Origin of the sequence: Gordonibacter sp. RACS_AR49 (genome assembly GCF_030418435.1) — a bacterium.
Taxonomy (GTDB): domain Bacteria; phylum Actinomycetota; class Coriobacteriia; order Coriobacteriales; family Eggerthellaceae; genus Gordonibacter; species Gordonibacter urolithinfaciens.
The window spans coordinates 53,369-68,466 of the sequence record NZ_JAIUDM010000002.1 but is presented as its reverse complement, the minus strand read 5'-3'; the positions used below and the strand labels follow the sequence as shown (position 1 = coordinate 68,466).

The following is a 15,098-nucleotide window of genomic DNA, read 5'->3' as shown; positions in this document are numbered from 1 at the left end:
GACAACGAACCAGACACCGACCCCTTCGAGAAAGAGCGAACCATGAGCGAAACCACCCTGTACTCCCGCGAAGGCGACTACATCCCGCGCGTTGCCGCCGTGCACGACCTGTGCGGCTACGGCAAGTGCTCGCTGGGCGTGGCCATTCCCGTGCTGTCGGCCGCTGGTTGCGACGTGTGCCCCGTGCCCACCGGCCTGTTCTCGTCGCACACGGCGTTCCCCGGCTGGTACATGCACGACACCACCTCCATGCTGAAGGACTACCTGGCGGCCTGGAAGAACATCGGCGTGGAGATCGATGCGGTGTACTCCGGTTTCTTGGGCGCGCCCGAGCAGGTGGACCGCATCCGCGACCTGTATGCCCTGTACCCCGCCGCGCTGCGCGTGGTCGACCCGGTGATGGCCGACCACGGCAAGGTGTACCCCACCTACACGCCCGAGCTCTGCGACGCCATGGCCGAGCTGGCCTGCGGCGCCGACATCCTCACGCCGAACCTGACGGAGGCCGCCATCATCCTGGGCGAGCCCATCGGCGACGAGTGGGCCGGCACGGACATCTCGGACGAGGAGGCGCACCGGTTGGTGGACGCGCTGGTTGCGAAGGGCGCGAAGCACGTGGTGCTCAAGGGCATCCAGCGCGAGGGCGAGACGTGCATCCGCAACTTCGTGGGCGGCGTTGACATGGACACCGTGGAGGTGCACAACGAGTACCTGCCCTACATGCTGCACGGCACCGGCGACCTGTACGCATCGTGCCTGATGGCTGCCGTCATGGCGGGCCGCACGCTGGAGGAGGCCGTGCGCTTCGCCGGCGACTTCGTGCACGACGCCATGATCGTGAGTGCGAAGCAGCCCGAGTTCCGCGACCGCGGCGTGAGCTTCGAGCCCCTGCTGGGAAAGGTGTGCGAACTGCTGTAGAGGGACGCGATCGCATCACGCAGTCGACAGGCGACGCCCTCGGGATTGGGTTCCCGAGGGCGTTTTTGCGCTATGCTCCAGCGGGCGGTTGGGGCGCTACACCTCCAGGTCGACGTTCTTCTTCATCACCTTGTGCAGCACGAAATAGTACGCGATGCCGGCGACGACCCAGATGATGCCCATGGTCTTGGACGCCGGGTCGAGGCTGATCCACGTGTAGCCCACGATGATGAAGCCCAGAAGCGGCAGGATGAGGTGCGTGAACACCTTGCCGTCGCGCTCTTTGATAAAGAAGTGCCACACCACCGTCACGTGCAGCACGCAGAACGACGTGAGCGCGCCGAAGTTCACGAGGCGCGAGATGGCGTCGATGCCCAGCTGCTCGAACACGATGACCAGCACGAGCGACAGCGCGCCCACGAACGCGGCTGCCACGTAGGGCGTCTTGAACTTGGGATGCACCTTTGCAAGCGCCTTCGGCAGGTTGCCGTCGCGGCTCATGGCGAACAGGATGCGGCTGATGGCCGTCTGAGCGGCCAGCGAGTTGAAGATGCCCCACGCGATGGCCGTGGCCAGCGCGCACAGCACGTAGAGGAACTTGCCGCCGGCAACCTCGGCCACCAGGTAGAACGCGTTGTCGGGGTCGTTCGCGAACACGGCGCCGTCGGGGCTGATGCAGCCCGCGATGTAGGTTTGCAGCATGAACAGGAAGCCCACGATCAGGAGCGACCCCACCATGGCCTTCGACGGGCCCTTCTTCGCGTCCTTGGCCTCCTCGGACAGCGTGGCGATGCCGTCGAAGCCGAGGAACGACAGCACGCCCAGCGACACGGCGCTCATCACCAGGCCGGGGTTGAACGTCTCGGGGTTGTAGAACGGCTGGATGGTGAAGCCGTTGGACAGCGGGTCGGTGGCGATCCACAGCGCGCCCATGACCACGAACACGCCCAGGCACAGTATCTCCAGCACCACGGCCACGCGGTCGACGATGACCGTGAGCTCGATGCCGCGGATGTTCACGAACGTGTTGATGGCCACGAACAGGATGCCCCAGATGAGCGCGGGCACCTCGGGCACGATGCCGCTCATGGCCTGCGCGGCCACCACGTACAGCAGCGTGGGCACCAGCAGGTAGTCCAGCAGCATGGTCCAGCCGGTCACGAAGCCCACCGGCTTGTTGATGCCGCGGCTGGTGTAGCCGTACACCGAGCCGGACACGGGGAACGCCTGCGAGAGGGTGGCGTAGGAGAACGCCGTGAAGATCATGGCCACCATGCCCACCAGGTACACGAGCGCGGGCATGCCGCCCGAGTCGCCGAACACGCCGCCGTAGATTCCGAACGGCGCGATGGGCACCATGAAGATGAGCCCGTACACCAGCATGTCGGGCACGGACATGGCGCGCTTGAGCTCCTGCTTGTAGCCCATGGCCTCCAGCGCGGCCTCGGAGGCGGCGCTTTGGGATTGGGCCGCGTCGTTGGCGGACGAGACCGCCTTCTGCTCTTCAGTCATTGGATCCCCCCTGTTTTCTTGGTTTGTCTTTGCCCTACAGCGCGAAGCCGAGCGCGTCCAGCACGTACTTCGGCACCATGAAGCGCACGGTCTTCTCCGGGTCGACCATCTGGCACACCTGCACGTCTGCCACGAGCGACAGCAGCATGACGAGCTCGTCTTGGGCCACGCCGGTGCGGTCATGCAGCAGGTCCACCATCTCGTGCACGGCGCGGTCGGCTGCTGCGTCGAGCGTCTCGGCCGAGGCGATCACGCCGAAGTGCGTGTCGTTCTCGATAAGCGGGTCCGCGAGATGCAGGTCCGGGAGTGCCGTGAGCGTGACCGTGGCCCAGCCGGCCACCTCCGCACCCGAGACGCTGATCTCGCCGTCGCCCATGGCCGCGTGCATGTCGCCGCAGCCGAAGAGCGCGCCTTCCACGGCCACCGGGAAGTAGAGCGTGGCCCCCGTGGTGATGGCGGTGTTGTCCATGTTGCCGCCGTGGCTGCCCGGCGTGCCGCAGTTCACGGGCTCGCCCTCCGGGGCAACGCCGATAACACCGATCATGGGGTTGAGCGGGATGGACAGCTTGTCGCTCCACCTGAGCTTGCCGTCCTCGATGGCGCACAGGCGCGTGCTCCACGCATCGAAGCGGTCGCCGCACACGCCCTCGTCCTTGCCGGTGCACGAGGCCGTCTGCGCGTCCAGCTCGATGTTGTCGATGCTCACCTTCAGTGCGCCGCCGGGGACGGCTCCCTCCACGTACACGGGGCCCGTGGCCGGGTTGATGGCGTCCCAGTCGATCTCGTCAAGCTGGTCCTCGGGCGCCTGCACCTGGTTGCCGAAGCAGTCCTGCGTGCGGATGCGTACCGTGTCGCCCGACGCCACCCGGAGCGCCGGTTCGAGGTCGCGCGCGAACGCGAACAGCACGCACTCGTCTCCTAGCTGATGCATGGGTTTCCCCTTTCTTCGTCTCGCTTGCTCGTATTCTTCTGACGCCATGGCCGCAACGCTCCTGCGCAATAGAGCGCTCTACCGTTGGCGCATCACACGATACTCCAGAAGGAACGCGAACGCACGCGCTATTTAGGAGGAAATGCCGGTCAGCCTTCGCTCGACGCGGCTTCTTCCCATTCCTCCTGCAGGTCGAGCGCAGGTGGCTCCAGGTGGCTGGCAACGACAAGGACGGCGACGGCCACGGCCGTGGACACGATGGCCGCAACCGAGGGCATCCAGGTGAGCTGGCCCGAGGCAAGCCAAGCCGCAGCGCAGATGCCGGCCACGAGCGCGGCGGCGACCAGCACGATGCCGAGCACCGCGAGGATGCGCGACAGACGGCACCGACACGCGGAGAGAACTGCGGCGGCGGCCAGCCAGCTGACGGCCACGCACCAGGTGGCGGGCTGCAAGAGCAGCGCGCCCAGGTTCGCCTGCACGTCGGTGCCGGCGAAGTCCCAACGGGCGAACGCGTCCCATCCCAGCAGGTTGCCGGAGCCGAACGATGCCAGCAGCGCGGCCACGAGCAGCGCGAACGCCGTCGTGCCGAGCGCGCGGGCTGGCGGCAGGAAGAACCCGGCCACCACGGGCGCCAGCTGGTTGCCGCCCACGGCGCCGGCCAGGGGCACGGCGAACGTGGCGTTCGCCGCCGCGTTGCCCAACCGCCCGGCGAAGTACCACCACACCGCCGTAGCCGCCAGCAGTACGCAGCCGGCAGCCGGCGCGCCCTGCGCGATGAGCGCCGCGGCCAGCGCGAAGTAGGCCAGCAATGCTCCCAGGTGCGGCTTGAGCGCGCCGGCCAGCGCAATGAGCGCGAACAGCCCCCAGAACAGCAGCAGGGCCGGCCCCGCCAGGCCGAAGATACCCTCCAGGCCGCCTATCTGCGGCAAGTTCGCCAGCGCCACGAATGCCACGGCCCCGCTGCCCGCCGCGCCCACGATGCGCGCCGCCACGGCCGCCTGCCGGCGCGTGATGCGCTCGCGCAGCGGCACACGCGGGGGACGGGGCGGGTGCGGCGCTCTTTCTTCCTCTTCCGCCTCGTCGTCGCCCTGCGCATCGCCTACGATGACGGCCAGCTCGCGATGACCCGTCCTCGGGTCGCCCAGGAACTTCTCCATCTCCTCGGCGAAGTCGGTCACGTTGTCGTAGCGCTGCTCGCGGTCGGGGTCGAGCGCGTAGAACACCACGTCGTCGACCGCCGGATCGAGCTCGTCCCAGCACAGCGAAGGCAGCACGAGCTCCGCATCCTCGATGGCGGACTCCGCGCGGGCCAGATCGGGCGCAAGGAACGGGTTCTCGCCGGCCAGCATCTCGTACGTGACGGAGGCGAGTGCCCACTCGTCGCAACGTGCGTCCAGGCTCACGCCGCGCATCTGCTCGAGCGGCATGTAGCCGATGGTACCGCCGCCCGCCGCGCCGAAGCCGCCGGCATCCGCGAGCGTGGCCAGGCCGAAGTCCGTCACCTTCACCTGTCCCTGGCGGTTGATCAATACGTTGTCCGGCTTGATGTCCAGGTGGAGCACCTGGTTCTCGTGGGCCACCTCCAGCGCGTGGGCGACGGAGCCGAACACGGCGGCCACCATGTCGAGCGTGAGGTAGTCGGCGTAGTCGTGCAGCAGTTCCGTGAGGGTGATGCCCTCGATGTACTCCATAATAAGGTAGGCCGTCTGGCCCTGCACCTCGAAGTCGTACACCGTGACGATGTTCGGGTCGGTGAGCATGGCGGCCGTGCGCGCCTCGTCCAAGCCGGGGATGTGGGAGAGCGAGCGCACCGGCGGCAGGTCGTCGTCCAGGTCGGCCGCGGGGTCGCGGTAGGCTGCGGCAGCCGGGGAACCATGGGGCGCGGCGGATGAGGGGCGCGCGGCTGCGGTCGCGGCAGCCTTGTCCCGCTTACGGAAGGGACTCTCGAAGTCGGGAGGCGGCGGAGGGGCGGCGGGGAGGTCCTCCCAAGGCGGGACGTCGTCGGGATTGCGTCCCGCAGCCACGCCGGATTGGGCCGCGCGCCGTTGCGCGACGGGCGGCTCCTCGCCCGGGAACACATCCTCGCCTTCCCAAGACGGGATATCGTCCCAGTCGACCTCGTCGAAGCGCGGCATCGCGCCGGCACCCGCCTGCTCGGGATAGCCGTGGGCTTCGACAGGCGCAGAGGCGGGGGCGGTCGTCTGCCGCCGCACCGCATCGGCATCCGGCAGCGCCGCACGTGCGGCATCCACCTCGTCGAGCTCGATGCACTTGATGGCCACCTTGCGCTGGATGCGCGTGTCCCACGCAACACGCACCGTGCCGAAGCCGCCCGAGCGCGACTCCCCGATGGGTCGGTACCGATCCAATATGAGCTGGTTGCGTGCCATGCGCCTTCTCTGCGGTCGTTGCGGGTTCGTTTCAGAAAGCGGCAGGCGAGCACCGCGCGCCTGCACCGACCATGATAGCGCAATTCGCCCCTCCACGGCACGCTCCCCACCCGGAAGCGTCGAATGAACGAGCGACGGCGCTCCTCGAAACCAGCAGTCATTCTTCTGGTCCAGCCGGACCTGCTGTCTGGCCGTAGTTACCGGCCTGCCGGCAAAAACGCCCGCTGCTGTCAAAAAAGCGCCGGTTTGGCAACCGCTGCCACTTCGAAGGTGGTGCAGTGTGTAACGCGACCTGGCCTTTTTCTAGTTCCTCGCAGAGAAGACCTTCCAAGGCTGACATCTAGATTGCCAATCCGGCGCTTTTTTGACAGCGGCGGGCGTTTTCGACGTCAGGCGACGGAACCGGGCGAACGGGCCGCGAACGCGAGATTTCAGGAAGCAGCGCCGGGCGCGCGAATGCGGCGTTGTTCCGCAGAGGTTTCAACTTGACGTCCGAAAACGGCTAGTTCCCTCCAGCCTTTCGCGCTAGACTCTTGTCAGAGAGGCGGTGCGGCGTGGCGGCTGGCGGCGCGGCGCTGCACGGTACGGCGACTTTAGAGGCGGCTTGGCAGCTGCACCGCCTCTCGCAGTGCGGGCTACTTGGAAGGAGGGCGGCGCCCCATGGCAGAAGAACAGGAGAGCACCCTGCGGCAGGACCTCAACCATCCCGAATCGCGCAAGCGGGCGCTGTATGCGGCGTTCGCGTCCAAAGACGCGCGATTCGACGGACAGGCGTTCGTGGGCGTGTCCTCCACGGGTGTGTACTGCCGCCCCGTCTGCCACGTGCACATGCCGAAGTACGAGAACTGCACGTTCTACGAGACGGCGGCCGAGGCGGAGGCTGCCGGATACCGGCCGTGCCTCGTGTGCCGCCCGGAGCTCGCGCCCGGCCACTCCATCGCCGACGCGTCCGCGAACCTCGCACGGCGTGCGGCCTCGCTGCTGCGCGAGGACTGCACGAGCGGCGAAAGCCTCGGGCGCATGGCGGAGCGGCTGGGCTACACCGACCGCCACCTGAGGCGCGCCTTCCAACGCGAGTTCGAGGTGACGCCGGTGCAGTACCTGCAAACCTGCCGTCTCCTTCTGGCGAAGAGCCTGCTCACCGACTCGGACCTCCCGGTAAGCCAGGTGGCCGCGGCCGCCGGGTTCAAGAGCGTGCGGCGCTTCAACGACCTGTTCAAGGAACGCTATCGACTCACCCCCACCGCCGTGCGCAAGAGCGCCCGACGGCGCACGCCGTCGGGCGACGGAGTGGCCTTCACGCTGAGCTACCGTCCGCCGTACCGCTTCGCCGAGCTGCTCGCGTTCTTCCGTGCCCGCCAGCTGGAAGGCGTGGAAGCGGTGGACGAGCACGCCTACGCGCGCGTCGTGCGCATGCAGCACGGCAACGAGGAGGTGCTCGGCTGGGTGCGCGTGACCGACAACGAGCGGCGGGGGGCGCTTGCCGTCACGATGAGCGCGTCGCTGTTGCCGGTGACGTCGCAGGTCATCGCCCGGGTGCGCCGCATGTTCGACGTCGATTGCGACCCGCAGGCCGTGCACGAGGGCATCGCCTCGCTGAATGATACGGTTCCGGGCGCGGCGGTCCTGGGAACGCGGGTGCCCGGCTGCTTCGACCCTTTCGAGACGTCCGTGCGGGCCATCCTCGGCCAGCAGGTGACGGTGGTGGCCGCCAACCGGCTGGCGGCGCGCATCGTAGAGCGCTACGGCAAGCCCGTGGACACCGGCATCCCAGGGCTCACGCACGCGTTCCCCACAGCGGCGGAGGTCGCCGCGCTCGAACCCATCGAGGACGCGCTCGGCGTGCTGGGCATTATCAGGACGCGCTCGCGTACCATCGCCGAGATCGCGCGGCTGCTTGAGACCGGCGAGCTGCGCTTCGATACCGGTGCCGTGGTGGCGGAGCAGATGGAACGCCTGCTAGCGGTGAAAGGCATCGGCCCCTGGTCGGCGAACTACCTGGCCATGAGGGTGCTCAACCATCCCGACGCCTTCATGGAGACCGATGCCGGCGTGAAACACGCTCTACCCCACCTGGAACCGAAGGAACGGCTGGCGCTGGCCGAGCAGTGGCGCCCGTGGCGCAGCTACGCGGTGCTGTGCCTGTGGAACTCGCTGGCCGCATAGGAAGGAACGCGCATGGTTTATCGGACGAACTACACCCACCTCGGATTCGGCGAGGTCACGATCGCGAGCGACGGGCAGAGCATCGTGGGACTGTGGATAGCCGGACAGAAGCATTTCGGCGGCACGGTGGACGGCGAGATGGTGCCGGCCGACGACCTGCCCGTTTTCGCGCAGGCGAAAGACTGGCTTGAGCGCTACTTCGCCGGCAAGCGACCAGCGACAGCCGAGCTGCCGCTGGCGCCCAACGGCACCGCATTCCGCCAGCGCGTGTGGCGCAAGCTGGCAGAGATTCCCTACGGTTGCGTGCGCACCTACGGCGACCTGGCCCGGGAGATCGCGCAGGAGGACGGCAAGGAGAAAATGTCCTCCCAGGCCGTGGGCGGGGCCGTCGGGCACAATCCCATTTCCATCATCATCCCCTGCCACCGCGTGGTGGGCGCGAACGGGAGCCTGACCGGCTACGCCGGCGGCCTGACGCGCAAGATATGGCTGCTGGAGCACGAGGGAGTCGACATGGAGGCCTTTTTCGTTCCCAAGAAGGGCACGGCGCTCTAGCGCATGGAAGAGAGCGGGGACCTCATGCTTTACTCGACCGTGTACCCCCATGCCGAGCTGGGCGACCTCACCATCGCGAGCGACGGCGAGGCAATCGTCGGGCTATGGATCGAGGGTCAGAAGTACTTCGCCGGCAAGGTGGCGGGGAACCTGCAGCGCCGCGACGACCTTCCCGTGTTCGCGCAGGTGCGCGCCTGGCTCGACCGCTACTTCGACGGCGACCCCCTTCCCGTAGCGACGCTGCACCTCAAGCCGGGCGGCACCCCGTTCCAGCAGCGCGTGTGGAAGCTGCTAGCCGACATCCCTTACGGCGAGCTGCGCACCTACGCCGAGCTCGCCGCGCAGATCGCATGCGATTGCGGTGGTAAGGCCTCGGCGCGCGCCGTTGGCACGGCGAACGGGCGCAACCCCATCTCCATTATCCTGCCCTGCCATCGCGTGATCGGCTCGGACGGCAGCCTGACCGGATACGCCGGAGGCATCGCCCGCAAGGTCTGGCTGCTGGAGCACGAGGGCGCCGACCTGACCGGCCTCTACGTGCCGAAGCGCGGCACCGCCTTGTAGGGGCCTGTGAAGCATGCACCCCGAGGCGAAGCACAGGAGACGCGTGGAAGCTCTCTGCGATTGCTCGTTATAGGCCGTTTTTCTCCGCAGGAGCAAATTTCGGTCTTGCATAGGCGGGTGAAGTCCTGTATCATCTGTTCTTGCTTTCGACCGAGGTCGGAGAGCAGATGCGGGTGTGGCGGAATTGGCAGACGCGTACGGTTCAGGTCCGTATGGGGGCAACCCCATGGAGGTTCAAGCAGTCGAACCGCAATCCTCCTTTCTTGAGTTCATAAATCCAGGTCAAATGGAAATCTCTTCTTCATATCGCACCCCAAGTGCGCCTTTTCGAGAGGCGGTTGGGGTGTGGTTGGGGTGCCACGGGGCCATTCCCATGCATATCCAATAATCTGCGATCATTCCGAAGGCTTCCTGTCGTTGCCACGTCGCTCCTGATGGGAAGTGGTTTTCGCGTGATTGGGCGGTGTCGGGCATGATGGCGTGCCGTTTTTCCTCGATGTTTCGGCACCCCAATAAACGGCACTGTTCACCTGCGAAGACGATTATCCAAGTTTTCCCATCGGCGGGTGTCGGCCCGATCGGGGGGAATGAATAGAAACTGCATAATCGAGAGGGCTCGCGGGGGCGGGCGAAAAAAGGCTCTTGCGTCGAGCGCCCGGCTAGAGTATCATGTAATCCGCTGTCGGGATTTTCCGGGAGCGAAGAGTTGCGGGCGTGGCGGAATTGGCAGACGCGTACGGTTCAGGTCCGTATGAGAGCAATCTCATGGAGGTTCAAGTCCTCTCGCCCGCACCATCGAAGAGTTTTGCAAATCCCCAGGTCACAGGCTTGGGGATTTTCGTTTTCCAGGCTCTCGCACCCCGGTTCCGGGCCCCGCACCCCAAGCTCCGCGGTTCGCCCGGTGCCTCGCACCCCAGTCTCTCATCAGGCGCTTCCTTGACGGCCCTACCTCGCTCGCACCCCGAATCCCCCTTCTGGCCGCGCGCCTTCCGGGCTGGCCCTCCGAGGTTCCCTCCGGCGCACGGGCCGTCAAGGGCGCCCAAAATCCCTCCACAGCTTCCGCTGCGCGGAACCGGTGGAGGGACCGCCTTCGGCTTTTCGGACGCCCTTGACCGCCCGCGCGCCTCCGGGAGCGGCTCAATGAGCCGGTTGCAAGGCGGGCTTGCAACCGGCAAGGCCGATTCGGAAAGCGACATGGTGAAGGGCCGAAGGGGCCCCGACGCCGCAAAGGAGGAGAGAGGCCATGAGGAAAGAGCTTCCCAACCAAGAATCCCTGTTCGATTCGATCCCGGCGAGCGACAGGCTGTACGGCGTCGGAGACAGGCTGTACCGTCTCGTCTTGGACAGCGTGCGGCCCATCGTCGTGACGGAGGCGTTCGAGTGCAGGGACTGCGACGACCCGCTCGGAGGGAGGACGTTCCGGTACCACTCGAACCAGGAGGGCGGGGGGAACTGGACGTTCGGGAAGGGCGACGTGGGGGTCAACGTGTTCGAGAGCCGCGCCGACGCCGAGGCGCAGGGGGTGAGGAACATCCGGGAGATGGGGGTGGACGTCGTGCCCGCCGCCTCGATCGCCCCGAGCGAATGGCTCGCGCTCGAGGAGAACGGGGCGTCTTTCGGAAGGGCGCGGCCCCTGTACGCGTGCTGCGGCCTGGTAGGGGGCACCTTCGTCTTCCGGAAAGGTTGGCACGCCTACTGCTTCTTGGACGCCTACCCCGACGAGAAGGCGGCGCGCAGGGCTTACGGGAAGGCCCTCGCCGAGGTTCGCGGCTTCCGGGGGATGTCGGTTTCGGAGGCCGGGTTCCGCTCGGAGGACATGTACGGCCGGGGAGACGGCCGTTGGGCGTCTGCCGAATACGCCTACAACAACTGGTTCGGGGGTTTGGGCCTTTAGGGCCGGGCCGCGCGGAGGGCGGGGGCGCCCCGCCCTCCAAGTCCCGCCCTAGGCTTCCTCGGCCCCTTCCGGGGCCTGGCCGGCGTCGGCCTTTCCTTTCCGCTCCCTGCGGAGGCGGAGCGCTCCCGAGGCGGCGGCCGCCGCCGCGCCCACGCCGCACGCGGCGGCGAGCCAGGGCAGGGCCGCCGCTGCCGCGTCGCCCGTGTCGGGGAGCGCCGGCCCCTCGGCCCCCGGCACCTGCTCGACGCGATCGGAGTCGTGGCCCTCGAGGCCATCTCCCCCTCCGTTGCGGCACAGGTCCACTCGGGTCTCGTTCTCGAGGAGGGCCCCCTCGGCGTAGGAGTCCGTCACGCGCATGTGCAGGATGGCCGCCGAAGGCGAATCCCCGTTTGCGGGCTCCGCGTCCGCGACGTCGTCGTGGGCGTCCTTGATCCCTTCGCGGTCCCATCCGTCCTCGCGGGTGGTGAACCCCGCGTCCACGCACCCGTATTCGAAGCGCACGGCGGTGACGACCTCGCCGTCGCCCAAGCCGAGATCGGACGCGTCGAGGTCGGTCGCGCGCGTCGCGTCCACTCCGGACTCCCATAGGCGCCAGCCGGCGTAGTCGACCGCCCGACCGTCATCCCCCAGGATGCCGTTCGGATCCTCCGCGAGCCACGGGTTCCCGTGGCCGTCGTCCAGGGTCGCGTTCGCGCCGCTCTCGTCGACGTGGTCGGAGGGGGTGAGGTTCGTCCGGTACCATACGTTCATTCTGCCGTCGCGGTCCCCAACCGCTTGGGCGGTCGTGACCCCCTCCAGAACCGCGAGCCCCTTTTCGACGGAGGACAGGTCGTCGGTCACCGTGAACTCGTCAACCCACGTGCTCGACGTGCTGCGGTAGTCGAGGCTGTAGTCGAAGCGGCCGTCTTCCGAGACGGACACGTCGGCCTTGTTGGCTCCGTCGCCGTTCTCCACGGCCCCCGGCGCGGTTGGGTCGGCTATCTCTTGGCGCTTGTCTATCTCCCCGGACACCGATATGGGCTCGTCGTACATGACGACCCGTTGCACCTCCCCGGTCTCCTCGACCGTGAAGGAGACGCTTTGCGCCTGGTCGTAACCGTTCGGCGTCATCGTCTCGGTCAAGGTGTAGTCGCCCGGCTCGAGCCGCTCTACGCGATGAGGCTCGTCTCCGGAAACCCATTCCTCCACCACGGTGCCGTCGGCATCTTCCAACTTCAGGTGCGCGCCGGGAATCTCGTCCTCTCCGGCGACGCTGCGCTTGCTGATATCCACCTTCGTATAGTCGTTCTCCAAGACGGCCGCGGCGTCGCCTCCCTCGGATTCGAGCCACTCGCCGGAGATCGCGCCGTCCTCTCCCACGGTCACGCTGCGCACGGTCTCGTCGCGCACGTACCCGGGAACGGGCTCGGCCTCCTGCAGACGATAGGTTCCGGGCGCCAGCTTCTCCACATGCAGGGCCCCGTCGGCGGCGACCTCGATGATCTGCTGCTCCTCGCCGGGCAGTATCAGGTACGGTCGGGCCTCGACGACGAGGACCTCGGTCGCTGCGGGGCCGGCCTCGTCCTCGGCATCGGCACCGCCGCCCAGCGCCGTCCCTTCGCCGGACGGACGCGCCTTCGCCGATGCGATTCCGAATGCAGTCCCCCCGGCGGCCACCGTAAGCGTCCCTTCGGCGCGCTTGCCGTCCGCCTCGAACTCATAATCTCCGTCGGCGAGGCCGCCGGCCCACCATACATCCCTGTCCTCGTCGTACGACATGGGATGCTCAGTTTCGTCGGAGCCCACGGCAACCCAGCCGCCGGGGCCTTCGGCGCGCACGGCCACGACTCCGGGCTCGCTGAAGGATGCCTCCTGATCGGCGTTCCACCATAGGAACTCCGTTCCGGGCAGGGACGCCTCCGCATTCCCCAGCTCGGTTTTCGCGACTGTCAGGGTGTTGGCCCTGTTCTCAGCGTCCACGGACGTATGCGCAACGGAGGTGTTCTGGTCCTGATAGGAGACAGTGAACTCGCGCGGTGTCGGATCGAGCACGTACCCCTCGGGCGCGCGCGTCTCGACGAACGCGTAGGAAGCGCTACCCGTGCCGAGCGGGAGCCCGTCGATGGAGGCGGTGCCGTCCGCGCCCGTCGTCACGCTTCCCACCGTCTCCCCTTCGATCAGCTGGACGGTGCCGTCCGGGCCCTTGACCAAGCCGAGCGACACGACGTCGAACTCGGCACCCGCCATGGGCTCTCCGGTGGCGGCGTCGGTTTTCCGGATGGTCGCCGACCCTTCGGCGGCCTCGTCCGCGTAACGGACGACGACCGTGGGCGTGATCGCCTCGTCGTCCGGAACAACCACGCGCACGTCCTCGCCGCCGAGCAGATAAGGGGGCTGGGCCGCGGTTTCACGTACGTAGTAGGTTCCCGGCTCGATGGGCTCGGGCAGCGTGACGCATCCGGTCTCGTCGGTTGTGAACTCGGAGAGCTCGACATGATTCGGATACCACGACTCCTGGACGATGGGGTTTCCTCCCTCGTCGAGCAGCTGGAACGAGAATCCGGCAACGGGGACGGCTCGGCCCGTGACGGCGTCCGTCTTCACGATCTGTATGCGGGTGTGGATGGCGGCGTTGTCGACGATGTACTGCAGGAGCGCTCCGTCCTGCATGTCGTCTTCGGTTACCGTCCAATCGCCCACGTGGTGGAATCCGTCCGGGACGGTTTCCTCGACCTCTCTCACGGTGTAACCCGCCTCGTCGTAAGGGATGGCTCCGGAGGCGCCGTCGGGCCGCGATCCTTCGCCGAACCACGCATCGGGGTTGCTTGCCGTGTTCGCGAAGCCGTACTGGTTCGTTTCGACGGTTCCCACGACTTCCTGGGTGGTGTTGGACACGATTTCGAACACCACGCCGGCGGCGGGCTGGGCGACGCCGCTCTCGAAGTCGCCGTAATCCTTGAACTTGGCGATCTCGATATCGAACGCGATCACGTCCTCGTCCACGGACGGTTCGAGGAGGACGTCCTCGTGCTGCCCGCTTCCCGACACGTGGAACTGGTGCGGCTCCGGATCCGGCCTGTAGCCTTTGGGCGGCTCGATCTCCACGAGCGTCGCGTCGCCGAGCGGGATGCCGTCGAACCGGATGATCCCCTCGTCGTCGGAGGTTGCGACGTGAGAGGCTCCGTTGGCATCGACGAGCTTGTACCTCGCGCCCGACAACGTGGCTCCGGGCTGGGCCTCCCCGCCGGTCGCGGAGTCCCTCTTCCGGATGGCGAAGGCCACCGTGCAAGGCTCGTCCTCGAGCCGCACCTGGCCGTCTCCCATCCCGGTTTCGAAATAGACGCGCTCGCCGCTCGGCTTGAAGCCGTCCGGCGCCTGCCGCTCGATCGCGTAATAGCTCTTGTTCGCGGGCAGCTTGCAGCTCGCCTTCCCGTCCTCCCCGGTGACGATCTGGGCCGCGAGCGAGTCGTCGGAGGCATCGTAGATGTCGTAAGACGCTCCCGAGTAGGCGTACTCCGCGTTCCCGGTGGTGATGGAGGCGTCGGCGCTCTCCTTGGCGAAGGAGACGCTCACCTCGGGCGACCACGAGAAGTTTCCGACGCGCTGGCAAGGGCCGGAAAGGAGGCAGTCGGGATGGGGGCTCGCGTCGCGGGTGTTCACCACGATGTCGAACGACGATCCGTTCCAGGTGCCGCTGAAAGAGTACCATCCGTCGGCGGGGTAGGCGAGGCCGTAGTCGAGGCAGTGGCCCCGCAGCACGGTTCCGTCAGGCATGGTCACGTCGAAGAGGTTGCCGTGATCGTTGGTGTGGCCGGGGTTCACGCAGTGCACGTACGCTTGCCCGGACACCGTCTGCGCCGTGTCGGCGTGCGCCTCGCCTTGCCGAGGGGAGAGCGTGGGGAGGAGCCCGACTGCCAGGATTGCGCAGAGCAGCAGGCTCGTCGCGCGGCGCAGCCATTCCGATGGCCGGGCCGCTGGGGCGGGGGGCGCGGCTGCCGTCGAGGCACCCTCGGGGCGTCTCGGGCGCGCCTTCGCCCTTGCGAAGGTGGCGTGTTTCATGGTCTGTCCTTTCGTCGCGCCCGCCGGGCTGTTCGGTAGGAGTGGCGGGCTCGACGAAAAGTATAGGATACGGAGAATGTTCAGGTATCCCCTGATGAAACGCTATTTTCGTTATAAAGATACCAAG

9 protein-coding genes and 1 tRNA gene are annotated in these 15,098 nt (G+C 67.3%); 6 read left to right on the top strand and 4 right to left on the bottom strand.

Annotated elements, in window-relative coordinates:
* Positions 1–42: 42 nt before the first annotated feature.
* Positions 43–918 (top strand): bifunctional hydroxymethylpyrimidine kinase/phosphomethylpyrimidine kinase, encoded by an 876-nt coding sequence (locus LB310_RS04885; RefSeq protein WP_096227477.1) that lies wholly within the window; start codon positions 43–45, stop codon positions 916–918.
* 96 nt (positions 919–1,014) lie between these two features.
* Here LB310_RS04885 and LB310_RS04880 read toward each other — a convergent pair whose 3' ends face one another.
* From LB310_RS04880 to LB310_RS04870, 3 genes are all read right to left on the bottom strand, one after another.
* The gene (locus tag LB310_RS04880) at positions 1,015–2,430 is read right to left on the bottom strand and encodes an APC family permease (RefSeq protein WP_096227478.1); all 1,416 of its coding nucleotides are present in this window, start codon (positions 2,428–2,430) and stop codon (positions 1,015–1,017) included.
* Positions 2,431–2,464: 34 nt separating this feature from the next.
* Entirely contained in the window at positions 2,465–3,361 is an 897-nt protein-coding gene (locus LB310_RS04875; protein ID WP_096227479.1) for an acetamidase/formamidase family protein, read from the bottom strand.
* Positions 3,362–3,510: 149 nt separating this feature from the next.
* Entirely contained in the window at positions 3,511–5,754 is a 2,244-nt protein-coding gene (locus LB310_RS04870; protein ID WP_301154656.1) for a serine/threonine-protein kinase, read from the bottom strand.
* A 660-nt stretch (positions 5,755–6,414) separates the two neighbouring features.
* Between LB310_RS04870 and LB310_RS04865 the strand changes: the two genes are divergently transcribed.
* From LB310_RS04865 to LB310_RS04845, 5 genes are all read left to right on the top strand, one after another.
* On the top strand, positions 6,415–7,920 hold the full coding sequence (locus tag LB310_RS04865) for an AlkA N-terminal domain-containing protein (RefSeq protein WP_301154655.1): 1,506 nt from the start codon (positions 6,415–6,417) through the stop codon (positions 7,918–7,920).
* A 12-nt stretch (positions 7,921–7,932) separates the two neighbouring features.
* On the top strand, positions 7,933–8,475 hold the full coding sequence (locus tag LB310_RS04860; protein ID WP_278805704.1) for a methylated-DNA--[protein]-cysteine S-methyltransferase: 543 nt from the start codon (positions 7,933–7,935) through the stop codon (positions 8,473–8,475).
* Positions 8,476–8,499: 24 nt separating this feature from the next.
* Positions 8,500–9,039, top strand: coding sequence for a methylated-DNA--[protein]-cysteine S-methyltransferase (locus tag LB310_RS04855; RefSeq protein ID WP_367316804.1), 540 nt, complete (start codon positions 8,500–8,502; stop codon positions 9,037–9,039).
* Between the two features lie 708 nt (positions 9,040–9,747).
* Positions 9,748–9,834: transfer RNA gene (locus tag LB310_RS04850), tRNA-Leu, on the top strand.
* Positions 9,835–10,282: 448 nt separating this feature from the next.
* Positions 10,283–10,933, top strand: coding sequence for a hypothetical protein (locus LB310_RS04845; RefSeq protein ID WP_087193158.1), 651 nt, complete (start codon positions 10,283–10,285; stop codon positions 10,931–10,933).
* Between the two features lie 48 nt (positions 10,934–10,981).
* Here LB310_RS04845 and LB310_RS04840 read toward each other — a convergent pair whose 3' ends face one another.
* Positions 10,982–14,971 carry a collagen binding domain-containing protein gene (locus tag LB310_RS04840; protein WP_157009632.1) on the bottom strand — a complete coding sequence of 1,330 codons (3,990 nt, stop codon included), beginning with the start codon at positions 14,969–14,971 and terminating at the stop codon, positions 10,982–10,984.
* Positions 14,972–15,098 lie beyond the last annotated feature (127 nt).

What these genes read in the sequence shown, in the direction of transcription:
- LB310_RS04865 (WP_301154655.1), top strand. Translation starts at nt 6,415, where the DNA reads ATGGCAGAAGAACAGGAGAGCACCCTGCGGCAGGACCTCAACCATCCC.
- LB310_RS04845 (WP_087193158.1), top strand. Translation starts at nt 10,283, where the DNA reads ATGAGGAAAGAGCTTCCCAACCAAGAATCCCTGTTCGATTCGATCCCG.
- LB310_RS04855 (WP_367316804.1), top strand. Translation starts at nt 8,500, where the DNA reads ATGCTTTACTCGACCGTGTACCCCCATGCCGAGCTGGGCGACCTCACC.
- LB310_RS04885 (WP_096227477.1), top strand. Translation starts at nt 43, where the DNA reads ATGAGCGAAACCACCCTGTACTCCCGCGAAGGCGACTACATCCCGCGC.
- LB310_RS04840 (WP_157009632.1), bottom strand. Translation starts at nt 14,971, where the DNA reads ATGAAACACGCCACCTTCGCAAGGGCGAAGGCGCGCCCGAGACGCCCC.
- LB310_RS04875 (WP_096227479.1), bottom strand. Translation starts at nt 3,361, where the DNA reads ATGCATCAGCTAGGAGACGAGTGCGTGCTGTTCGCGTTCGCGCGCGAC.
- LB310_RS04870 (WP_301154656.1), bottom strand. Translation starts at nt 5,754, where the DNA reads ATGGCACGCAACCAGCTCATATTGGATCGGTACCGACCCATCGGGGAG.
- LB310_RS04860 (WP_278805704.1), top strand. Translation starts at nt 7,933, where the DNA reads ATGGTTTATCGGACGAACTACACCCACCTCGGATTCGGCGAGGTCACG.
- LB310_RS04880 (WP_096227478.1), bottom strand. Translation starts at nt 2,430, where the DNA reads ATGACTGAAGAGCAGAAGGCGGTCTCGTCCGCCAACGACGCGGCCCAA.